18 protein-coding genes are annotated in these 21127 nt (G+C 65.4%); 11 read left to right on the top strand and 7 right to left on the bottom strand.

The annotated features are described in order from the left end of the window. Positions 1-6: 6 nt before the first annotated feature. Positions 7-1476, bottom strand: coding sequence for an FAD-binding oxidoreductase (locus IVB23_RS04210; RefSeq protein ID WP_247802542.1), 1470 nt, complete (start codon positions 1474-1476; stop codon positions 7-9). A 155-nt stretch (positions 1477-1631) separates the two neighbouring features. On the opposite strand from IVB23_RS04210, the gene IVB23_RS04205 reads away from it, so the two are divergent. Then, positions 1632-2126 carry a hypothetical protein gene (locus IVB23_RS04205; RefSeq protein ID WP_247802540.1) on the top strand — a complete coding sequence of 165 codons (495 nt, stop codon included), beginning with the start codon at positions 1632-1634 and terminating at the stop codon, positions 2124-2126. A gap of 132 nt (positions 2127-2258) precedes the next feature. Here the strand turns inward: IVB23_RS04205 and IVB23_RS04200 are convergent, their stop codons facing one another. The 3 genes from IVB23_RS04200 to IVB23_RS04190 form a co-directional block, all read right to left on the bottom strand. Beyond that, entirely contained in the window at positions 2259-3548 is a 1290-nt protein-coding gene (locus IVB23_RS04200) for an MFS transporter (RefSeq protein WP_061876782.1), read from the bottom strand. Positions 3549-3665: 117 nt separating this feature from the next. Continuing rightward, positions 3666-4862 (bottom strand): acetyl-CoA C-acyltransferase, encoded by a 1197-nt coding sequence (locus tag IVB23_RS04195; RefSeq protein WP_247802539.1) that lies wholly within the window; start codon positions 4860-4862, stop codon positions 3666-3668. A gap of 263 nt (positions 4863-5125) precedes the next feature. Beyond that, complete coding sequence (locus IVB23_RS04190) at positions 5126-5896, bottom strand: enoyl-CoA hydratase (RefSeq protein WP_247802538.1); 771 nt, start codon at positions 5894-5896, stop codon at positions 5126-5128. A gap of 157 nt (positions 5897-6053) precedes the next feature. Between IVB23_RS04190 and IVB23_RS04185 the strand changes: the two genes are divergently transcribed. Together IVB23_RS04185 and IVB23_RS04180 are read left to right on the top strand one after the other, a co-directional pair. Next, on the top strand, positions 6054-6581 hold the full coding sequence (locus IVB23_RS04185; protein WP_061876779.1) for a PaaI family thioesterase: 528 nt from the start codon (positions 6054-6056) through the stop codon (positions 6579-6581). Between the two features lie 69 nt (positions 6582-6650). Beyond that, positions 6651-7271, top strand: coding sequence for a TetR/AcrR family transcriptional regulator (locus tag IVB23_RS04180; protein ID WP_247802536.1), 621 nt, complete (start codon positions 6651-6653; stop codon positions 7269-7271). Between the two features lie 112 nt (positions 7272-7383). Here the strand turns inward: IVB23_RS04180 and IVB23_RS04175 are convergent, their stop codons facing one another. Further along, positions 7384-8292 (bottom strand): LysR family transcriptional regulator, encoded by a 909-nt coding sequence (locus tag IVB23_RS04175; RefSeq protein ID WP_061876777.1) that lies wholly within the window; start codon positions 8290-8292, stop codon positions 7384-7386. Positions 8293-8393: 101 nt separating this feature from the next. Between IVB23_RS04175 and IVB23_RS04170 the strand changes: the two genes are divergently transcribed. The 8 genes from IVB23_RS04170 to IVB23_RS04135 all read left to right on the top strand — a co-directional run bounded on the left by IVB23_RS04170 (position 8394) and on the right by IVB23_RS04135 (position 18046). Next, positions 8394-9890, top strand: a complete 1497-nt coding sequence (locus IVB23_RS04170; protein WP_061026429.1) for a CoA-acylating methylmalonate-semialdehyde dehydrogenase — start codon at positions 8394-8396, stop codon at positions 9888-9890. Positions 9891-10050: 160 nt separating this feature from the next. Beyond that, positions 10051-11196 (top strand): isobutyryl-CoA dehydrogenase, encoded by a 1146-nt coding sequence (locus IVB23_RS04165; RefSeq protein ID WP_197965921.1) that lies wholly within the window; start codon positions 10051-10053, stop codon positions 11194-11196. Further along, complete coding sequence (locus IVB23_RS04160) at positions 11193-12257, top strand: enoyl-CoA hydratase/isomerase family protein (RefSeq protein ID WP_247802535.1); 1065 nt, start codon at positions 11193-11195, stop codon at positions 12255-12257. Before IVB23_RS04165 ends, IVB23_RS04160 begins: the two co-directional genes overlap by 4 nt. A 25-nt stretch (positions 12258-12282) precedes the next feature. Continuing rightward, positions 12283-13173: a 3-hydroxyisobutyrate dehydrogenase gene (gene mmsB / locus IVB23_RS04155; protein ID WP_061876773.1), complete on the top strand. Its 891-nt coding sequence runs from the start codon at positions 12283-12285 to the stop codon at positions 13171-13173. Beyond that, complete coding sequence (locus IVB23_RS04150) at positions 13173-14891, top strand: AMP-binding protein (RefSeq protein WP_061876772.1); 1719 nt, start codon at positions 13173-13175, stop codon at positions 14889-14891. The genes mmsB and IVB23_RS04150 overlap by 1 nt, the downstream gene beginning before the upstream one ends. A gap of 151 nt (positions 14892-15042) precedes the next feature. Further along, complete coding sequence (locus IVB23_RS04145; protein WP_247802534.1) at positions 15043-15522, top strand: MaoC family dehydratase; 480 nt, start codon at positions 15043-15045, stop codon at positions 15520-15522. Positions 15523-15742: 220 nt separating this feature from the next. Further along, a complete protein-coding gene (locus IVB23_RS04140; protein ID WP_247802533.1) occupies positions 15743-16660 on the top strand; it encodes an SDR family NAD(P)-dependent oxidoreductase in 918 nt (305 codons plus the stop codon). Between the two features lie 207 nt (positions 16661-16867). Further along, the gene (locus tag IVB23_RS04135) at positions 16868-18046 is read left to right on the top strand and encodes a TIGR03862 family flavoprotein (RefSeq protein WP_247804758.1); all 1179 of its coding nucleotides are present in this window, start codon (positions 16868-16870) and stop codon (positions 18044-18046) included. 186 nt (positions 18047-18232) lie between these two features. Here IVB23_RS04135 and IVB23_RS04130 read toward each other — a convergent pair whose 3' ends face one another. After that, positions 18233-19312, bottom strand: a complete 1080-nt coding sequence (locus tag IVB23_RS04130; protein WP_247802532.1) for a D-TA family PLP-dependent enzyme — start codon at positions 19310-19312, stop codon at positions 18233-18235. 3 nt (positions 19313-19315) lie between these two features. Then, positions 19316-21127: an ATP-binding cassette domain-containing protein gene (locus IVB23_RS04125; protein WP_247804757.1), complete on the bottom strand. Its 1812-nt coding sequence runs from the start codon at positions 21125-21127 to the stop codon at positions 19316-19318.

The raw sequence follows: 21127 nt of genomic DNA, 5'->3' as shown, positions 1-21127 counted from the left end.
CGACAGTCAAAGCCGCAGCACCTTGCCGGGGGTCATGATGTTCTGCGGATCGAGCGCGCGCTTGATAGTGCGCATGATGTCGAGCTCGGTCTTCGACCGGTAGTGACTGAGCTCGTCGAGCTTGTCGATGCCGATGCCGTGCTCCGCCGAGATCGATCCGCCCATCGAAGTGATGAGGTCGTTCACGGCCCGCGTGATGGCGCCCTTGTATTGGGTCAGTGTCTGCTGATCCATGCCGGCCGGCCCCATGAACGAGAAATGCAGATTGCCGTCGCCGATGTGTCCCAGGGGGTAGGGGCGGATGGTCGGGAGGATGTCGATCACGGCCTTGGTCCCCTTGTCGATGAAGTCCGGTATCCTGGAGATCGCCACCGACACGTCGTAGCTCAGCCCTGGACCCTCGGCCCGGGAGGCCTCGGCCACACCCTCCCGGATCCGCCACATGTTGCGCGACTGGCCGACCGTGTGAGCGATCGCGGCATCGAGCACGCGGCCGGCCTCGAACTGGTCGGCAAGGAACTGCTCCAGCTTCTCGGACATGCCCTCGGTCCCATCCCGGCGTGGGCGCGCAGACGACCATTCGAGCAGGAGATACCATGGCGTGTCCGCCTTGAGCGGATCCTGGGTGCCGGGAATGTGGCGCAGCACCATATCGATAGCGGCGCGGCTCATCAGCTCGCAGGAGCCGACATTGTCCTCGGAGGCGCTATGGGCTTCGGACAGGATCTCCAGCGCCGCGCGTGGATCCCGGATCGCCAGCCACGCGGTGCTGACGTCCTTCGGCGCCGGCCACAGCTTGAGCACGGCCTTGGTGATGATGCCCAGCGTGCCTTCGGCGCCCATGAACAGGTGCTTGAGGTCGTAACCCGTATTGTCCTTCTTGAGCGCACGCAATCCATCCCAGACGTCGCCGTTGGGCAGGACGACTTCGAGCCCCAGCACGAGATTGCGGGCGTTGCCGTAGCGCAGCACCTGCACGCCGCCGGCGTTGGTTGAGAGATTGCCGCCGATCATGCACGAGCCCTGGGCGCCGAGGCTGAGCGGCAGGAACCTGTCGTGCTTGCTGGCGGTCTCCTGCAGCGTCTGCAGCACGCAGCCCGCCTCGACCGTCATCGAATAGCCGACGGGATCGACATCCAGCACGCGATTCATGCGGCCGAGCGACAGCACAATGCCGGTGTGTGCCGGCCAGGGCGTGGCCCCACCCATCAAGCCGGTGTTGCCGCCCTGCGGCACGATCGCGATGCCGTGCGCGTGGCAAAGCCGGACCACTTTCGACACTTCCTCGGTGCTGCCGGGACGAACGACGGCGCCGGCCCCGCCGACCAGCAACCCACGCCAATCCGTCACGAACGGCTGCTTGCCATGCTCGTCCTCGATAAATCCCTTCTCGCCGACGATCGCGCGCAACGCATCGCGCATCTCGGCGGTCACAGGAGTGGTCGGGATGATGGGTGCGGACGACGGAGCCGGCATTTTGTTTCCCCTTGGGTACATCTTGGCGTGTACTCGATGTGCCGATCCCGGCAACGTTCAGACAATCTTTGCAACATTTCTAAACAGCTTCGTCAACATCCCGCGGCTGTTCGGGCGTAGGACGCGCCCAGACTTTACAAATCAGGATCGGCAGAATGATATTGAGGTTTCCGGCGGCGCGCTTGGGCATCGGCGCGGCCTGCCTCGTGCTTATCGGCATCAGCCCGTTGTGCGCAGAGCCGGTGTTCGACAGCCTGGCCGGCGCATGGTCGGGGATCGGTACGATGAAGCCGTCGGATGGTCCGCGTGAGAAGGTCCGCTGCAAAGTGGCATACAACGTCACCAGGCCGGGACGGTCGTTGACACTCGATCTGCGCTGCGCAAGCGATGCCTACAAGATGGTCCTGTCCGCGAACATCGAGCAGAGCGGGACGGAGCTTTCCGGCAACTGGTTCGAGAGCGAATATCGACAGGGCGGCAAGGTCTACGGCACGAACAAGGACGGCCTGATCGAGGCGCGAATCGAGGGAAACACGGTGGCCGCGCTGGTGACGATCCAGACCAAGAGCAATCATCAATCCTTCCTGATGGAGGCGCCGGGGTCCTGGATGTCGGAGGTCGCGATCGAATTGAACAAGGATTCGAAGTGACGCCGATCCTCGTGCCGTCACTTCCATGCACGGCCATCGCTCTCCGCCTCGGCGCGCCCGGTGCTCAAGGGGTAGCCGGCTCGAGCGGATTGGTGACGCCGCCGTACTCGGCGTCACCAGCACGATCGGATACTACGCCATCGCGGGCTGCGGCTTGGGCTGCCGCGACAGCGCCAGCACGATCAGCGCGGCGAACACGCAGAGCGCGCCGGCAATGAAGAACGCAGGCAGGTAGCTTTCATAGACCGTGCGCGACAGGCCGGCGCCGAAGGCGGCGGCGCCGGCGCCGAGCTGATGGCCGGCAAAGATCCAGCCGAACACCAGATTGGCGCGCTCCGGTCCGAATTTCTGCGCGGTGATCCGCACGGTCGGCGGCACTGTGGCGATCCAGTCGAGACCATAGAACATTGCGAAGACGGAGAGGCCGTAGAACGAGAAGTCGCTGAAGGGCAGGAAGATCAGCGAGAGCCCGCGCAGGCCGTAATACCAGAACAGGAGCCAGCGATTGTCGTAGCGGTCCGACAGCCAGCCCGACATGATAGTGCCGAAGAAGTCGAAGATGCCCATCGCAGCCAAGAGGCTCGCCGCCTGAACCTGCGGGATGCCGAAATCGAGGCACATCGGGATCAGGTGCACCTGGACGAGGCCGTTGGTCGAAGCGCCGCAGACGAAGAAGGTTGCGAACAGGATCCAGAAGGCCGTCGATTTCGAGGCATCGCGCAACGTGCCGAGCGCAACGCCGGTGATCGTGCCGTGGCTGACCGGCGGGGCGGGCAAGGGCTCGGTACCTTCATCGCCGAACGGGCGCAGGCCGACGTCGCTCGGCCGGTCGCGCATCACCAGCAGCACGGCGACCGCGGACACGCCGAGCGCGATGCAGACGAAGCCGAGTGCGAGCCGCCAGCCGTAATGGTCGGTGAGGCTCGCTAGCAGCGGCAGGAACACGAGCTGGCCGGTGGCGACGCTCGCGGTCATGATGCCGACGACGAGGCCGCGTCTTGCTGCGAACCAGCGCGTGGCAATCGTCGCGCCGAGCACCAGGGCGGTCATGCCCGTGCCGATCCCGATCACCACGCCCCACAGCGCGATGAGCTGCCAGACCTCGGTCATGCCCAGCGAGAGCACGAGCGCCGAGACCACGATCAACTGCGCGAGCAGCGTCACGTTGCGCAGGCCGTAGCGGTTGAGCAGGGCCGCCGCAAACGGCGCCATCAGCCCGAACAGGATGAAGCGGATCGACAGTGCGGAGGAGATCTCCGCCGTGCTCCAGCCGAACTCCTTCTGCAGCGGCACGATGAACACGCCGGGGGCGCCGACCGTGCCGGCGCTGATCAGCGCGGCGAGGAAGGTCACGCCGACCATCACCCAGCCATAGTGAATGTTGCGGCGGGAAAGCGCTGCCGCGAGCCAGTTCGAGATCATTGGGCCTCAATCTTGGTTTGCGAGCTCCGGGAGACCCGCGTCATCGTTACATTCTGGCACAGGCGAGGGAAGTCTGAAATGGCAGACTTCCCTTGATTTCGGCCATTGCGCGGACGGCTAGTGCGCCGGCCGCTCCACCGCGATGGCCGTGGCCTCGCCGCCGCCGATGCAGAGCGCGGCGATGCCGCGCCTGAGGTTCTGCGCCTCGAGCGCATGCAGCAGCGTCACGATTAGCCGCGCGCCGGTAGCGCCGATCGGATGTCCGAGCGCGCAGGCGCCGCCGTTGACGTTGAGCTTTTCGCGGGGAATGCCGAGATCGCGCTGCGCCGCCATCGCCACCACGGCGAACGCCTCGTTGATCTCGAACAGGTCGACATCGGAGGCAGCCCAGCCGACCTTGTCGAGCAGCTTGCGGATCGCCGGGATCGGCGCCGTGGTGAACCATTGCGGCTCCTGGCTGTGGGTGGCGTGGCCCTTGATCTCGGCGAGAACAGGCAGGCCGCCCCGGTCGGCCAGCGAGCGCTTCGTCAGTACGAGCGCAGCGGCGCCGTCGGCATTGGCGGAGGAGGCCGCCGGCGTGATGGTGCCGTTGGCGCGGAACGCTGGCTTCAGGCCCGGGATCTTCGCGGGGTCGACTTTCAGCGGGTGTTCGTCATTGGCGATGATCCGCGGACCTGCTTTCTCCGTCAGCGTGATCGGCGCGATCTCGGCCTTGAACGCGCCGTCTTCGACGGCCTTGCGCGCGCGGCTGAGCGTTTCCATCGCATAGGCATCCTGGTCCTTGCGGGTGAACTGATAGGCTTCCGCCGTGGCCTCGCCGAAATCGCCCATGGAGCGGCCGGTCTCGTAGGCGTCCTCGAGCCCGTCCATCATCATGTGGTCGATGATGCGGTCGTGGCCGGCGCGATAGCCGCCGCGGGCCTTCGCGAGCAGGTAGGGCGCATTGCTCATGCTCTCCATGCCGCCGGAGACGACGATCTCGGCCGAGCCGGCGCGGATGATGTCGTGCGCCAGCATGGTCGCCTTCATGCCGGAGCCGCAGACCTTGTTCACCGTGGTGGCGCCGGTGGCATCGGGCAGACCCGCGCCACGCGCCGCCTGGCGCGCCGGCGCCTGGCCTTGTCCGGCCGGCAGCACGCAGCCCATGAAGACCTCGTCGACCTTCTCGGGGGTGAGCTTGCCGCGTTCCAGGGCCGCCCCGATCACGTGCGATCCGAGCTTGTGGGCGGCCAGCGGCGACAATTCGCCCATGAAGCGGCCGAGCGGGGTGCGGGCGGCGGAGACGATGACGACGGGATCGGCGGCTTCGGCCATGACGGAACTCCCTGCAATGACGGGTAGGATTATGGTCATCATATGATGCGACGCAAAAAATGCAACCGCGCCAGGGATGAGAAAATGTCGTGGCTCAGATGAGATTTGGTTGTTCGAGTGGAGGAGGTGCTGCCCACAGCACGCTGTCATCACCCGCGAAGGCGAGTGATCCCAGTATTCCAGAGGCTGTGCGGCTAGAACCGAGAAGCCGCGGCGTACTGGATGCCCCGCCTTCGCGGGGCATGACACCGTCTTTGGTGCGCCTACCGCTTCCGGTTCACAAATGCCTGCATGAGCCGCGTCGGCTCGTCTGTCAGGAACGACTCGCCGAACACCTTGACGCTCAGGTTCACCGACTCCGTCAGCGGCAGTTCTTCCCATTGCCGCAACAGTGCCTTCTGCGATCGCAGCGCCTCGGGGCCGCATTCGAGCAGTGCCTTCACGGTGTGCTCGATCACGGCATCGAGCTCGCCTTCCGGCGCGACCTTGTCGATCAGTCCCCAGGCCAGCGCGGTCGGAGCATCGATGTTCTCCGCCGTCATCACCAGCCAGCGCGCGCGGGCCCAGCCGATCAGGCGCGGCAAGAGAGCGGCATGGATCACCGAGGGGATACCGACGCGCACCTCCGGCATGCCGAAATGCGCATCATGCGCGGCAACGCGGAAGTCGCAGGCCGCCGCCACTTCGAGCCCGCCGCCGAGGCACCAGCCGGGCATCCGTGCGATCACCGGGGCAGGGAATTGGCGCACCGCCTCGCAGAGATCGCGCAGGCGGCTGATGAAGGCTTCGGCGGATTTTGGGTCGAGCTTGGCCATCTCCTTGATGTCTGCGCCGCCGATCATGCTCTTCTCGCTCTGGCCGCGCAGCACCACGACCCGAATGCTGCGGTCGGAGGCGAGCTGCTGGAGGCCTTCGCGCACGGCCTCGGTGACGGGCGAACCGAGAATGTTGAGCGGGCCGGCGTTGCAGATCGCGACATGAACGACGCCGCGCGCGTCGCGCGTCACGCCGCAGTGGTTGTTGAGCATTTCCATCGGGGCATCTCGAAGGTTTCGTGGACGCGTGCGAGGCGCACTGGTCGGGATCACTTCCGGGCCGAAACGGCCGGCTTGTCAAGCGGGGCCCATGAGACCGAGTTGCCAGCGCGAAGTCCGTGGCATAGTATGACACATATCATTTAATGAGGTGGCCATGACCGACATCGATCAAATCGCCCTGTTTTCGCCGGCGCAGCGGCGGGAGCGCGTGGTGGACTGGCAGGTGCCGGCGCCGGTCGCGAAAGCGGCGATGGGCCTGTCCGGCATGGACGCCATGCTCGGCATTCGCGACGGCCGGCTGCCGCCGCCGCCTTTTGCGAAGCTGATCGGGTTCATCATGGCCGTTGTCGAGCCGGGCCGGATCGTCATGGAACTGGAGCCGCGCGAAGATCTCGAAAATACCATCGGCCTCCTGCACGGCGCGACCGCAGCGGCGCTGCTCGATACGGCCATGGGATGTGCGATTTCGACCCGGCTCGAGGCCGGGCAAAGCTCGGTGACCCTCGATCTGAAGCTGACCTATCTGCGCCCGCTGTCGGTTCGTTCCGGGTTGATCTCCGCCGAAGGCAAGGTGATCAAGCTGGGACGCCAGACCAGCTACACCGAGGGCTTTGTCCGCGACGGAAAGGGGGCCCTGGCGGTCCATGCAACTGCAACCTTTTCCATGATCGGCGTAACTTAACGTGAATTAATGCACCGATCGCGGCATTTGCGTGCTATGAGATGACTCTCGACATCCAATGAGATCCGCATGCGCTATTCCCCGGAACACAAGCAGGAAACCCACGACCGCATCGTGAAGAAGGCCTCCGTGCGGCTGCGCGAGAAGGGTGCCCATGGTATCGGCGTCGCCGATCTCATGAAGGAGGCGGGCCTGACTCATGGCGGCTTCTACGCGCATTTCGATTCCCGCGAGGCGCTGGTGATCGAGGCCTTTGGCTATGCCATGGACCGCTCGATGGAGTACTGGCGCAAGCTCACCGGCGAGGCCGCTCCTGAAAAGCGCCTGGCGCTGGTCGCGGAGAGCTATCTGTCCACGCTGCATCGCGACAATCCCGGCCATGGCTGCTCGATCCCGGCGCTTGGCGCCGAGATCGCCCGCGAGAGCCCGAAGACACGCAAGGCCTTTGCCGGCAAGCTCGACCAGATGATCGAGATGATGACCGACTATATCCCGAACATGCCACGCAAGGCCGCGCGCAAGCAGGCGATCGCGACGCTGGCGACGTTGGCCGGCACCATGCTGCTGGCGCGCATCGCCGGATCGAACGAATTGTCGGACGAGGTGCTGAAGGCAGGCCGGGATAGCGCGCTCGATGGCGTGAAGCGCCAGCCGAAGGTGCCTGCGGGGAAGAAGGTGAAGCAGAGTTAGGCCGACCTCGGCAGCCGTAGGGTAGGCAAAGGCGTTCTTGCGCCGTGCCACCATCTGTCCACTCGCGCGACTGATATGGTGGGCACGCTTCGCTCACCCTGCGGAAACGGCGCTACCGTCCCGCAAACAACGACCGCTCGCGCTCGACGATCTCGCTGATGTAGTCCGCCACCGCCCTGATCCGCGCGAGGTCCTTGCTGTCGGCGTGCATCAGCATCCAGAATGTCCGCATGATCGATATGTCGTCCGGCAGCACTGCGACGAGCTGCGGATGATCGCTCGCCATGAAATGCGGCAGCACCGCAATGCCGAAGCCCGAGAGCGTAGCATTGAGCTGGGCGATCAGATTGGCGCTGCGAAAACGCGCGGAAATCCGCGGCGACACCTGGGGCAGATAGTCGAGCTCCGGCGTGAACAGCAACTCCTCGATGTAGCCGACGAAGCGGTGCTGCGGCAGGTCTTGCCGTGACGAGATCCTGGGAAAGCGGTCGAGATAGGCTGGCGAGGCATAGAGCCCTAGGCGGTAGTCGAGCAGCTTGCGGCCGACGATGCGGCCTTCCTTCGGCATGGTCAGGCTGATGGCGATATCAGCCTCGCGCTTGGAGAGACTGAACAGCCGCGCGGTTGCCACAAGTTGCAGATCGAGATCGGGGTAGCGGTCAGCAAAGGGCGCGAGTCGCGGCGCCAGGAAGGCGGTACCGAACCCGTCGGGTGCCCCGATCCGCACGGTGCCGGTCAGCCGTGCCACCGAGCCGCCGACCTGCTCCTGGTTGGCGACGATGGTCGATTCCATCGCTTCCGCACTGTCGGCGACGCGCTGGCCTGCCTCGGTGAGGAGATAGCCGGTCTTGCGCCGGTCGAACAGCTTGGCGGAAAGGTGCTTTTCCAGCCGATCGACGCGGCGGATCACCGTGGCATGGTCGACGCCGAGCTGTTTTGCCGCAGCCGAAACCGAGCCGCCCCGCACGATGGCCAGCACGAAGCGAAAGTCGTCCCAGTCGATAGCGCCTTGATCCAGCATTTTCGCACATCTATGGTGCATTATCTCAGACTTGAATCCTATAAAATGCAGGTCGATAGGATTTGTCAAAGCGACCACGCTCGGCCTAAGGAGATCATCCCATGCGTTCAATCGGACATTTCATCGGTGGCAAGGAGGTCAAGGGGACCTCGGGCCGCACTGCCGACGTCTTCGAGCCGATGACCGGTGACGTCCAGGCCAAGGTCGCGCTGGCCTCCAAGGCCGAAGTCCGCGCCGCCGTCGAGAACGCGCGCGCAGCACAGCCCGAATGGGCCGCAACCAATCCGCAGCGCCGCGCCCGCGTGATGATGAAATTCGTGGAGCTGGTCCAGCGCGATTACGACAAGCTCGCCGAATTGCTCGCGCGCGAGCACGGCAAGACCGTGCCGGACGCCAAGGGCGACATCCAGCGCGGCCTCGAGGTCGCGGAATTCGCCTGCGGCATTCCGCATCTGATGAAGGGCGAGTACACGGAAGGGGCGGGCCCCGGCATCGACATCTATTCGATGCGCCAGCCGCTCGGCGTCGTCGCGGGCATCACGCCGTTCAATTTCCCGGCGATGATCCCGATGTGGAAGTTCGCCCCGGCGATCGCCTGCGGCAACGCGTTCATCCTCAAGCCGTCGGAGCGCGACCCCGGCGTGCCGATGCTGCTCGCCGAGCTCATGATGGAAGCGGGTCTGCCGGCCGGCATCCTCAACGTCGTCAACGGGGACAAGGAGGCGGTCGACGCCATCCTCGACGATCCCGACATCAAGGCCATCGGCTTCGTCGGCTCGACTCCGATCGCGCAGTACATCTACGAGCGCGCCGCGCAGACCGGCAAGCGTTGCCAGTGCTTCGGCGGCGCCAAGAACCACGCCATCATCATGCCCGACGCCGACATGGACCAGGCTGTCGACGCGCTGATCGGCGCAGGCTACGGCTCGGCCGGCGAACGCTGCATGGCGGTCTCGGTCGCGGTGCCCGTCGGCAAGTCGACCGCCGACCGCCTGATGGAGAAGCTGATCCCGCGCGTCGAGTCGCTCAAGATCGGCACCTCGATCGATCCGTCGGCCGATTACGGTCCGCTGGTCACGCGCGAGGCGGTCGAAAAGGTCAAAGGCTACATCGACATCGGCATCAAGGAAGGCGCGACGCTCGCCGTGGACGGCCGCGGCTTCAAGATGCAGGGCTATGAGAACGGCTTCTATCTCGGCGGTTCGCTGTTCGATAACGTCACCAAGGACATGCGGATCTACAAGGAAGAGATCTTCGGCCCCGTGCTCTCGGTGGTGCGCGCGCACGATTACAAGGAAGCGCTGGCGCTGCCGTCGGATCATGACTACGGCAACGGCGTTGCCATCTTCACCCGCGACGGCGACGCCGCGCGCGACTTCGCAGCCAAGGTCAACGTCGGTATGGTCGGCATCAACGTGCCGATCCCGGTTCCGATCGCCTATTACACCTTCGGCGGCTGGAAGAAGTCGGGCTTCGGCGATCTCAACCAGCACGGCCCGGACTCGATCCGCTTCTACACCAAGACCAAGACGGTGACCTCGCGTTGGCCGTCCGGCGTCAAGGAAGGCGCGGAGTTCTCGATCCCGCTGATGAAGTAAGGCTGTAGCCCAGCCCGTCATTGCGAGGAGCGTAGCGACGAAGCAATCCAGAGTCTTTCCGCGGAGGCAGCCTGGATTGCTTCGCGGAGCCTGTCATCGGGCCGCGCTTCGCGCGGACCCGGTGGCTCGCAATGACGATGGGGCAAGAGGGTAGGCGGCAATGCAGTTCGCTCTGAACGAGGATCAGATCGCGGTTCGCGACATGGCGCTTGCGTTTGCGGCCGAGAAGATCGCGCCGCATGCGCTGCGCTGGGACGAGGAGAAGCATTTTCCCGTCGACGTGATGCGCGAGGCCGCGACGCTCGGCATGGGCGGCATCTACATCCGCGACGATGTCGGCGGCTCAGCGATGACCCGCTTCGACGCGGCGCTGATCTTCGAGGCGCTGGCGACGGGCTGCCCGACCACCTCCGCCTTCATCTCCATCCACAACATGGCGAGCTGGATGATCGATGCCTTCGGCAGCGACACCCAGCGCCATCAATGGCTGCCGAAGCTCTGCACCATGGAACTGATCGCCAGCTACTGCCTGACCGAGCCGGGCGCCGGCTCGGATGCGGCAGCGCTGCGCACCCGTGCGGTGCGCGACGGCGATCATTACGTCCTCAACGGCCAGAAGCAGTTCATCTCCGGCGCCGGCGGCACCGACGTTCTGGTCGCGATGGTCCGCACCGGCGGTGATGGCCCCGGCGGCATCTCGACCCTCGTCATCGACGGCAAGACGCCGGGCGTCTCCTTTGGCGCCAACGAGCGCAAGATGGGCTGGAATGCACAGCCGACCCGCGCCGTCATGTTCGAAAACGCCCGCGTGCCCGTCGCCAATCGGCTCAGCGAGGAGGGCGTCGGCTTCAAGATCGCGATGGCTGGTCTCGACGGCGGCCGCCTCAACATCACGGCGTGTTCTCTTGGTGGTGCCCAAACTGCGCTCGACAAGGCACGCGCCTACATGAAGGAGCGCAAGGCGTTCGGGAAGCGTCTCGACGAATTCCAGGCCCTGCAATTCCGCCTCGCCGACATGGCAATCGAGCTCGAGGCCGCGCGCACCTTCCTGTGGCGTGCCGCGGCAGCGCTGGACCGCAAGGACCCCGACGCCACCATGCTGTGCGCGATGGCCAAGCGTTTCGGCACCGATGTCGGCTTCGAGGTCGCCAACCACGCGCTGCAGCTTCACGGCGGCTACGGTTACCTCAGCGAATATGGCATCGAGAAGATCGTGCGCGACTTGCGCGTGCATCAGATCCTCGAAGGCACCAATGAAATCATGCGGCTCATCGTGGCGCGCAAACTGATCGAGGGCGCACGATGAGCGGAGTGGAAGCGGGCGATCTCGTCGCCCGTGTCGAGGGCGCGGCCGGCATCATCAGGCTCAACCGTCCGAAGGCCATCAATGCCGTGACGCTGGAGATGTTTCGCGACATCGAGAAGGCGCTCGACCGCTTCGAGGCCGATCCCGCCGTCGCCGTGATCGTGCTGGAAGGTGCCGGCGAGCGCGGCCTCTGCGCCGGCGGCGACATCCGCACGCTCTGGGAAAGCTCGAAGGTCAAGGGCGACCTCGGCAAGATCCTGTGGCGCGAGGAATACATCCTCAATGCCCGGATCAAGAAGTTTCCAAAGCCTTATGTCGCCTTCATGGACGGCATCGTCATGGGCGGCGGCGTCGGCCTTTCCGCGCATGCCAGTCACCGCGTCGTCACCGATCGCACCAAGCTCGCCATGCCGGAAGTCGGTCTCGGCTTCTTCCCCGACGTCGGCGGCACCTATCTGCTGTCGCATTCACCGGGCGAGATCGGCACCTATTTCGGGCTGACCGGCCAGACCATGAACGGGCCGGACGCGATCCACGCCAAGTTCGCCGATTGGGTCGTGGCCGCTTCGAGGCTGCCAGAGCTGCGCGAGGCGCTGACGAAGCTGCGCCTTGGTGCGACCGCCGCCGATATCGCCAAGCTCATCGGCGGCTTTGCCACCGGCGAGACCGCGGGGCCGGTCGCCGCCAGGGAGCCCGTCATCGATGCGTTGTTTGGCTTCGACCGCATGGAGGACATTTTCGCTGCGCTGAAGCGCGATGGTTCCGAGTTCGCGCTGGCCACGCTGAAGACGCTGAATGAAAAATCGCCGCGCGGCATGGTGGTGACGCTCAAATTGCTGCGGCTTGCGCGCGGATCGAGCTTGGAAGAGTGCCTGGTGCGTGAATACCGCGCTGCGCTGGAAGTGTTTCGGAGCGATGATTTTCGCGAGGGCGTGCGCGCGGCCGTGATCGACAAGGACCGCAACCCGACCTGGTCGCCGCCGCGGATCGAGGATGTGACGCCGGAGATGCTTGCGCCGTATCTCGCCGAGATCGGCACTGATGAGCTGAAGTTCAACTAACAACGCGACAGCGGAGGAAACGACAATGGCCACGATCGCATTCATCGGTCTCGGCAACATGGGCGGCCCGATGGCCGCCAATCTGGTCAAGGCCGGCCACAAGGTGGTGGCGTTCGACCTCGTCGAGGCCTCCCGCAATCAGGCCAGGACCGACGGCGCTGGCATTGCCGACAGCGCGCCCGCCGCGGTGAAGGGCGCTGATGTCGTCGTCACCATGCTCCCCGCGGGCAAGCACGTGCTCGGCGTCTGGAACGAGGTCGTTCCAGCCATGACCAAGGGCGCGCTGATCATCGATAGCTCCACCATCGACGTCGAAAGCGCGCGGCAGGCTCATGCGCTGGCCGCCAAGCACGGCGTGCTCTCGGTCGACGCGCCGGTCTCCGGCGGCACCGGCGGCGCCAAGGGGGCGACGCTCACCTTCATGTGCGGCGGCGAGGAGAATGCATTCGCGGCGGCAAAGCCCGTGCTGGAGAACATGGGCAAGAAGATCGTGCATTGTGGCGGCGCCGGCGCCGGCCAGGCGGCCAAGATCTGCAACAATATGATCCTCGGCATCTCAATGATCGCGGTGAGCGAGGCCTTCGCGCTCGGCGAGAAGCTCGGGCTCTCGCACCAGGCGCTGTTCGACGTCGCCTCGACCTCATCCGGCCAGTGCTGGTCGCTGACGACCTATTGCCCGGTGCCGGGCCCGGTGCCGACCTCGCCGGCGAACAACGACTACAAGCCGGGCTTTGCTTCTGCGCTGATGGTGAAGGATCTGACGCTGGCGCAGGACGCCGCGAAGGCTGCGGGCGCGGCGACGCCGCTCGGCAAGCATGCGCAGGAGATCTATCAGTCTTTCGACGCAGCCGGCCAGGGCGGGGTGGATTTTTCCGGAATTATCAAGCACGTTAGGAGTCTGGCCGGGAAAGCTTGATGACGACATTCCAGGAAGCGCGCGCGTTTCTGCTAAAGCACCGCACGGAATACGAGGCGGCGGTCAAAGGATTCCGCTGGCCTGATCCGGTTCCCTTCAACTGGGCGCTCGACTGGTTCGACGCCGAGCTGGCGGCGAGTGCGGACAGCAAGGACCGCCCTGCGCTCTGGATTGTCGATGCCGCACAGGACAAGCAGACAAAACTGTCCTTCGCGGCGCTCTCGAAGCGCTCGAACCAGGTCGCCAACTTCCTCCGCGCGCAGGGCCTTGAGCGCGGCGACCACCTTTTGCTGCTGCTCGGCAATGTGGTTCCGTTGTGGGAGACGATGCTGGCGGCGATCAAGCTCGGCGTCGTCGTGATTCCCGCGACGACGCTGCTCACCGCTGACGAACTGCGCGACCGGCTCGATCGCGGCAAGGCGAAGGCGGTGGTGGCCGCCGAGGATCAGGTCGCAAAGTTCGCGAGCCTTGGCACCGAGAATGTCGTTCGCATCGTGGTCGGCGCGGCTGCCAACGGCTGGCTCGCCTATGACGAGGCGGCCAGAATGCCGGAGGACTTCACGCCGGATGGCCCGACCAACGCCGACGACCCGATGCTGCTCTATTTCACCTCGGGCACGACGGCAAAACCAAAGCTGGTCCGGCACAGTCAGCGCAGCTATCCGGTCGGCCATCTCTCGACGATGTACTGGATCGGGCTGAAGCCCGGAGACATTCACCTCAACATCTCCTCGCCCGGCTGGGCCAAGCATGCCTGGAGCTGTTTCTTCGCGCCGTGGAACGCCGGCGCGACCGTATTCGTGGTCAACCAGCCGCGCTTCGATGCCAAGGCGCTGCTCGCCACCATCGGCCGCTGCGGCGTCACCACGCTGTGTGCGCCGCCGACGGTATGGCGGCTGTTCATCCAGGAGAACCTTGCATCGTTCAAGGTGGCCTTGCGCGAGGTCTGCGGAGCCGGCGAACCGCTGAACCCTGAAGTGATCGATCAGGTGCGGGCGGCCTGGGGACTTACCATCCGTGACGGATACGGGCAGACCGAAACCACGGCGCTCGCCGGCAACTCGCCGGGCCAGAAGATCAAGGTCGGCTCGATGGGCCGGCCGCTGCCGGGTTATCGCGTCCAGATCAGCGACGCCGATGGGAACCCGGCCAAGGAAGGCGAGGTCACGCTGGTGCTCGGGACTGAGCGCCCGGCCGGCCTGATGCAGGGCTATCAAAGCGACGACGGCAAACTGTCCGGCGCCGAAGGCGAGCTCTATCGCAGCGGCGATGTCGTGTTCGAAGACGACGAGGGCTATCTCACCTTCGTCGGCCGCTCCGACGACGTGTTCAAGTCGTCGGATTACCGCATCAGTCCGTTCGAGCTCGAGAGCGTGCTGCTCGAGCACGAGCTGGTCGCGGAAGCCGCGGTGGTGCCGAGTCCGGATCCGATCCGGCTCGCCATTCCCAAGGCCTTCGTGCTGCTGACATCGGGCGCGGAGCGTTCACCCGAGACCGCGTTCTCCATCTTCAAACATCTCCACGCGCGCCTCGCACCATTCAAGCGCATTCGGCGTCTCGAAATCGTCACCGAGCTGCCGAAGACGATCTCTGGAAAAATCCGTCGCGTCCAGCTACGACGGCTGGAACGCGACAATGATCACGACGATCCGCTGCGTGGCCGGGAATTCCGCGAGGAGGAGTTTCCGGAGCTGGCAAAGACACGCGGCGAAACTTAGTGAGATTTCGTCATTCCGGGGCGCGCGAAGCGCGAGCCATGATGCGCAATTGCGCATCTGAGAATCCATTTCGCAACAGGCTCTGCGGCGCGATGGATTCCGGGCTCGATGCTCCGCATCGCCCCGGAATGACGGCACCAGGAGTGACCAAATGAACGAAGTCTGGAAGAAGCCGCCGATTACGCTTCAGGCCTATCAGGCCATGGTCGGCAAGGAGATCGGCATGTCCTCGTGGCACCTGATCGACCAGCCCCGCATCGACACCTATGCCGACGTGATCGAGGATCACCAGTTTATCCATGTCGATCCGGAACGCGCGAAGAAAGAGACCGCGTTCGGCAGCACCATCGCGCACGGTTTCCTGACGATGTCGCTGATGTCGATCATGTCCTACGAGGTGATGCCGGTGATCGCGGGCACCACGATGGGCGTGAACTACGGCTTCGACAAGCTGCGCTTCATCTCGCCGGTCCGCTCGGGCAAGCGCGTCCGCGGCCGTTTCGTGCTGGCGGAAGCGAAGCTCCGCAAGCCCAACGAGTTGCAGTCCCGCACCAACGTCACGGTCGAGATCGAAGGCGAGGACAAGCCCGCGCTGGTCGCGGATTGGCTCGGGTTGATCTATTTCGCCTGATGCCGCGTGTCGTTGCCGGGCTTGACCCGGCAACCCAACGCTGGTCAAAAGCTGACCAAAGTCGGGGCGTCCCCTCTCCCCTTGTGGGGGAGGCTGCCTCACGAAGCGAGGCGGGTGAGGGGTCTCTCTCCGCGAACTCATCTGCCGAGAGAGACCCCTCATCCGGCGCTTCGCGCCACCTTCTCCCACAAGGGGAGAAGGGAAGAACAGGACGTAATCCATGGCAATCAGGTTCGACGGACGCGTCGCCATCGTCACCGGCGCGGGCAATGGTCTTGGCAAGGCGCACGCGCTGGGATTGGCCAGCCGCGGCGCCAAGGTCGTCGTCAACGATTTCGGCGGCGCGCGTGACGGCACCGGCGGCTCGCTGTCGCCGGCCGAATCCGTGGTCGAGGAGATCCGCAAGGCCGGCGGCACCGCGATGGCCGACGGCGCTGATGTCTCGAACTTCGAGCAGGTCACCGCCATGGTCGAGCGTGCCACCAAGGAATGGGGCAGTGTCGACCTCTTGTGCGCCAATGCCGGCATCCTGCGCGACAAGTCGTTCGGCAAGATGGAAGCCGCCGATTTCCAGAAGGTGCTCGACGTGCATCTCGTCGGCACCTTTTATTGCTGCAAGGCGGCCTGGGCCGGCATGCGCGACCGCAATTACGGCCGCATCGTGCTGACCACCTCGTCCTCCGGCCTCTATGGCAATTTCGGCCAGGCCAATTACGGTGCGGCGAAGTCCGGCATGGTGGGCCTGATGAACGTGCTCGCCGAGGAAGGCCGCAAGAACAACATCCGCGTCAACATCATCTCGCCCACGGCAGCGACCCGCATGACCGAAGAGCTGCTGCCGCCGCAGGCGCTGCAACTGATGAAGCCGAACGCGATCACGCCGGCGGTCGAGTACATGCTCAGCGAGGACGCGCCGACCCGCACCATCATGGGTGCCGGGGCCGGCTCCTTCGCCGTGATCAAGATTCTGGAGAGCGAAGGCATCAACCTGCCGGAGTCCGAATGGACGCCGGACGCGGTTGCTGCGCATTTCGCAGAGATCAGCGACATGTCGAAGGCAAGGGCGCTGCAGGGCGCGTTCGAGCAGACGCAGAAATACGTGGCGCAGGCCGCGGCGCGGGCGGGGATCAAGCTTTAGGAGCGGGCATCGCCGCACTCTCAGCCGTCATGGCCGGGCTTGACCCGGCCATCCACGTCTTTGTCACCACCAGCATCGCACTCGTGGATGCCCGGGACAAGCCCGGGCATGACGACCTTTGGTTTGACACGCGGCTCAGCCTAAGCTCCCGCCATGACTCCACCCGACACCCACATCGCCGTCATCGGCGCCGGTCCCGCCGGGCTGATGGCGGCGGAAGTGCTGACGCAGGGCGGCGCGCGCGTCACCGTCTTTGACGCGATGCCGTCAGCGGGGCGCAAATTCCTGATGGCGGGTCGCGGCGGGCTCAACCTCACCCACAGCGAGCCGCTGCCGCAGTTCATGGCGCGCTATCGCGAGGCGGCACCGAAGCTGGAGGCGGCGGTCGAGGCGTTCCCGCCCGACGCGCTGCGCGCCTGGAGCGAGGCGCTGGGCGAGCCGACCTTCGTCGGCACCAGCGGGCGGGTGTTTCCGAAAGCGTTCAAGGCCTCGCCCTTGCTGCGCGCCTGGTTGCGGCGGCTCGATGCCGCCGGCGTGCGGTTTGCGTTTCGTCATCGCTGGATTGGCTGGGACGAGCACGGCCGGTTGCTGTTTCGCACCGGCGCCGGCCAACGCTCGATCGAGGCCGGGGCAGTGGTGCTCGCCCTTGGCGGCGCAAGCTGGCCGCGGCTCGGATCGGACGGCGGCTGGGTCGATCTTCTCGCCGCAAGGGGCATTGCCGTCGCGAAGCTCCGGCCGGCCAATTCCGGCTTCATGGTCGCATGGTCGGAAGTGTTCCGCGAGCGTTTCGAGGGCCAGCCGCTCAAGGGCGTGGCGCTGACGATTGGTGCGCACACGGTGCGCGGCGAAGCGATGATGACGCGCAGCGGCATTGAAGGCGGTGCGATCTACGCGCTCTCGGCCGAACTGCGCGAGGCGGTGCTGGATCTCGGGCACGCGCGGCTGATGATCGCGCTGCGGCCGGACCTTGCCGTCGCCGACCTGACAACGCGCCTGTCGGGCACGCGCGGCAAGCAATCGCTGGCTAACTTCCTGCGCAAGGCGGCGCAATTGTCGCCGGTCGGTATCGGCCTGATGCAGGAGGCGGCCATCGCCTCCGGCCGGCTGCTGGCGTCGTTTTCGCCGGCCGAGCTGGCGCATCTGATCAATGCCATTCCGGTTCAGCTCACCGGCACAGCCCCGATCGAGCGGGCGATCTCGACCGCGGGCGGGATTGCCTTCGATGAGCTCGACCAGCATTTCATGCTTCGCAAATTGCCGGGCGTGTTCGCCGCCGGCGAGATGCTGGACTGGGAAGCGCCGACCGGCGGCTACCTGCTGCAGGCCTCATTCGCGACAGGGCTTGCTGCGGGCAGGGGCGTGCTGGAATGGCTGAAGCGTTCGTAGAACGCCGCCGCCCTTCGAGGGCCGCTGAAGAAGCGGCCACCTCAGGGTGACGGCTACGAAAGAGCGTTAGCTTGCGCTGGCTTAGTCTAGAGAGAGCGTCATCCTGAGGTGCGAGCGGCGCGATGCAAGGCATCGCGCTGGGAGCCTCGAAGGATGCGCGGGCGCTCGACGCCAGCGACTGTGCCCCTACCGCAGCTTCCCCCGTGCCGCGACCGGCAGCGTGCCGATGATCTCCTCGCCGCGCACCATCACCACTTCGTCCATCATGTTGACGACGACGCAGACATGGTTCGGCACGATGCGGACGACGTCGCCGACATTCGGCCGCGTGTTGCTGCGGGAGAGGTCGAGGAAGCCGTGCTCCTCGGCGAATTTCGCGATCTTGGCCTCGGGATGCTCCAGGATCAGGCCGTGGCCGTCGAGGCCGCCGGTGTCCGTGGTCAGCGTCTTCGAGCCGGCGTCGAGGATGCCGCGCTCGGGCGCGGCGCGGCTCACCACGGTCGAATAGATGTGCAGCGCGCAATCGTCCCAGGTCGCCGAGCCTGCGGCGACCTGCATGCGATCGTTGTAGATATAGGTGCCGAAGCGATGCTCGGTGCCGCCCTTGAGCTTGCCGATATTGACGAGATTCGGCGTGCCGCCGGTCGAGACGATCTTGGCATCGAGCCCGTGCGCGCGCACGCCGGCCAGCGCCTCGTCGTAGAATCTCTGCGCATCCGCCCAGCCGGTCTCGGTCGGATACAGCATGAAGCCGGCGAACTCGAGTCCCTTGGAGGCTGCGATCTCACGCGCCAGTGCAATCGCCTCGGCCGGCGTCTCGACGCCGGCGCGCTTGCGCCCCGTGTCGCATTCGACCACGACCGAGAGGGGCCGGCCCGACGCCGCAGCCGCCTTGGGCAGGCCGGCGACGACGGTCGAATTGTCGGCGGCCACCGTCATGTTGGCCTTCGCCTGCAGCGCGCCGAGGCGGGCCATCTTCTCTTCGCCGAGCAGATTGTAGCTGATCAGGATGTCGTCGATGCCGGCATTGGCCATGATCTCGGCTTCGCCGAGCTTCTGGCAGGTGATGCCCTTGGCGCCGGCCGCGACCTGTATCCTGGCGATGGTCGGGTTCTTGTGCGTCTTGATGTGGGGGCGGTTGGCGATGCCGGCGTCGTCGCAGGCTTTCTGGATGCGCGCGATGTTGCGCTCGACCCTGTCCATGTCGATCACGGCGCAGGGTGTGCCGTATTCGCGGGCGATCTTGGCGGCGAGGGATGTGGTCATGATTCAGGCCTGTTCTATCTCTTCGCGGAGCATTTCGAGTTCGAGCCAGCGCTCTTCGGCGGCGGACAGTTCGTCATGCGCCTTGGCGATCGCGGCGGAGGTGTCGTCGAATGTCTTGCGATCCCTGGTGTAGAGATTGGGATCGTCGAGTACGCGCTGCAATTTCGCAATATCTGCCTGCAGCGTCTCCATCTTCTTCGGCAGCGTTTCCAGCGCGTGCTTCTCGTTGAAGCTCAGCTTCCGCTTCGGCGCCGAAGCTGGAGCAGCGGAGCGTTCCTCTTTCTTCTCCGCCGGAGCTTGCGCCTTCGCCGTCTCACGCTTCAGGTCGGCGCCGCGCTGCGCCAGCATGTCGCTGTAGCCGCCGGCATATTCGATCCACTTGCCGTTGCCCTCGGGCGCGATCACGGAGGTGACGACGCGGTCGAGAAAATCGCGGTCGTGGCTGATCAGGATCACAGTGCCCTCGTAGTCGCCCAGCATCTCCTCGAGCACGTCGAGCGTCTCGAGATCGAGATCGTTGGTCGGCTCGTCCAGCACCAGCAGGTTCGACGGCTTTGCCAGTGCGCGCGCCAGCATCAAGCGGCCGCGCTCGCCGCCGGAGAGCACTTCAAGCGGCGTGCCGCGCTGCTCCTGCGCGAACAGGAAGTCCTTCATGTAGCCGACGACGTGCTTCGGCTTGCCGCCCACGATGACGTGGTCGCCGCGGCCACCGGTCAGCGCTTCCGCCAGCGTCGACTTGGGATCGAGACTTTCGCGGTGCTGGTCGAGCGTCGCCATCTCCAGATTGGCACCTAACCGCACCGTGCCGGAATCAGGCTGCATGCCGCCGGTGAGCAGGTTGACCAGCGTGGTCTTGCCGGCGCCGTTCGGGCCGATGATGCCGAGACGGTCGCCGCGCTGGATGCGGGTGGAGAAATTTTCGACGATCTTGCGCTCGCCATAGGCCTTGGTGATGCCCTTGGCCTCGATCACCAGCTTGCCGGATTGCTCGGCTTCAGCGGCTGCGAGATTGGCACTGCCGGCGGTGCCGCGATAATTGCGGCGCTGATCGCGTAGCGCATGCAGATTGGCGAGCCGCTTGACGTTGCGCTTGCGCCGTCCGGAGACGCCGTGGCGAAGCCAGTGCTCCTCGTCGACGATCTTGCGGTCGAGCTTGTGCTGGTCGCGCTCTTCTTCCGCCAGCACCTCGTCGCGCCAGGTCTCGAACGAGGCAAAGCCGCGATCGATCTGCTTGATCCTGCCGCGGTCGAGCCAGGCGGTCGAGCGCGACAGATTGGTGAGGAAGCGGCGGTCGTGGCTGATGATCACCAGCGCGCTGCGGCGGCTGTCGAGCTCCTTTTCCAGCCACTCGATGGTGGAGAGATCGAGATGGTTGGTCGGCTCGTCCAGCAGCAGGATGTCGGGCGAGGGCGCCAGCACAAAGGCCAGCGCCGCGCGGCGGGCTTCGCCGCCGGAGAGATTGTGCGGGTCCTCGTCGCCCGTCAGGCCGAGCTGCTCCAGCAGATAGCGCGCCTGGTGCTGGTCGTCGCCGGCCGCGAGCCCGGACTCGACATAGGCAAGCGTGGTCTTGTGGTCGCCGAAATCCGGCTCCTGCGGCAGGTAGCGCACGGTGGCGCCGGGCTGCACGAAGCGCGTGCCGCCATCGGGCTCGACGAGGCCGGCGGCGATCTTGAGCAGCGTCGACTTGCCGGAGCCGTTGCGGCCGATCAGGCAAACGCGTTCACCCGGCGCGACATTGAGCTCGACACCGCTCAGGAGCGGCGTGCCGCCAAAGGTCAGCCTGATGTCTTTCAATTGGATCAGCGGTGGCGCCAT

The organism is Bradyrhizobium sp. 191, assembly GCF_023100985.1.
GTDB classification, from domain to species: domain Bacteria; phylum Pseudomonadota; class Alphaproteobacteria; order Rhizobiales; family Xanthobacteraceae; genus Bradyrhizobium; species Bradyrhizobium diversitatis.
Note: the sequence above shows the minus strand (reverse complement) of the source record. Positions and strands in the feature narration are given on the sequence as shown.

Bases quoted from the DNA above. Each gene is read 5' to 3' on its own strand.
- IVB23_RS04140 (WP_247802533.1), top strand. From the start codon at position 15,743: ATGGCAATCAGGTTCGACGGACGCGTCGCCATCGTCACCGGCGCGGGC.
- IVB23_RS04170 (WP_061026429.1), top strand. From the start codon at position 8,394: ATGCGTTCAATCGGACATTTCATCGGTGGCAAGGAGGTCAAGGGGACC.
- IVB23_RS04175 (WP_061876777.1), bottom strand. From the start codon at position 8,292: ATGCTGGATCAAGGCGCTATCGACTGGGACGACTTTCGCTTCGTGCTG.
- IVB23_RS04145 (WP_247802534.1), top strand. From the start codon at position 15,043: ATGAACGAAGTCTGGAAGAAGCCGCCGATTACGCTTCAGGCCTATCAG.
- IVB23_RS04180 (WP_247802536.1), top strand. From the start codon at position 6,651: ATGCGCTATTCCCCGGAACACAAGCAGGAAACCCACGACCGCATCGTG.
- IVB23_RS04130 (WP_247802532.1), bottom strand. From the start codon at position 19,312: ATGACCACATCCCTCGCCGCCAAGATCGCCCGCGAATACGGCACACCC.
- IVB23_RS04165 (WP_197965921.1), top strand. From the start codon at position 10,051: ATGCAGTTCGCTCTGAACGAGGATCAGATCGCGGTTCGCGACATGGCG.
- IVB23_RS04205 (WP_247802540.1), top strand. From the start codon at position 1,632: ATGATATTGAGGTTTCCGGCGGCGCGCTTGGGCATCGGCGCGGCCTGC.
- IVB23_RS04135 (WP_247804758.1), top strand. From the start codon at position 16,868: ATGGCGGCGGAAGTGCTGACGCAGGGCGGCGCGCGCGTCACCGTCTTT.
- IVB23_RS04190 (WP_247802538.1), bottom strand. From the start codon at position 5,896: ATGGAAATGCTCAACAACCACTGCGGCGTGACGCGCGACGCGCGCGGC.
- IVB23_RS04160 (WP_247802535.1), top strand. From the start codon at position 11,193: ATGAGCGGAGTGGAAGCGGGCGATCTCGTCGCCCGTGTCGAGGGCGCG.
- IVB23_RS04150 (WP_061876772.1), top strand. From the start codon at position 13,173: ATGACGACATTCCAGGAAGCGCGCGCGTTTCTGCTAAAGCACCGCACG.
- mmsB (WP_061876773.1), top strand. From the start codon at position 12,283: ATGGCCACGATCGCATTCATCGGTCTCGGCAACATGGGCGGCCCGATG.
- IVB23_RS04195 (WP_247802539.1), bottom strand. From the start codon at position 4,862: ATGGCCGAAGCCGCCGATCCCGTCGTCATCGTCTCCGCCGCCCGCACC.
- IVB23_RS04125 (WP_247804757.1), bottom strand. From the start codon at position 21,127: ATGGCGCCACCGCTGATCCAATTGAAAGACATCAGGCTGACCTTTGGC.
- IVB23_RS04200 (WP_061876782.1), bottom strand. From the start codon at position 3,548: ATGATCTCGAACTGGCTCGCGGCAGCGCTTTCCCGCCGCAACATTCAC.
- IVB23_RS04210 (WP_247802542.1), bottom strand. From the start codon at position 1,476: ATGCCGGCTCCGTCGTCCGCACCCATCATCCCGACCACTCCTGTGACC.
- IVB23_RS04185 (WP_061876779.1), top strand. From the start codon at position 6,054: ATGACCGACATCGATCAAATCGCCCTGTTTTCGCCGGCGCAGCGGCGG.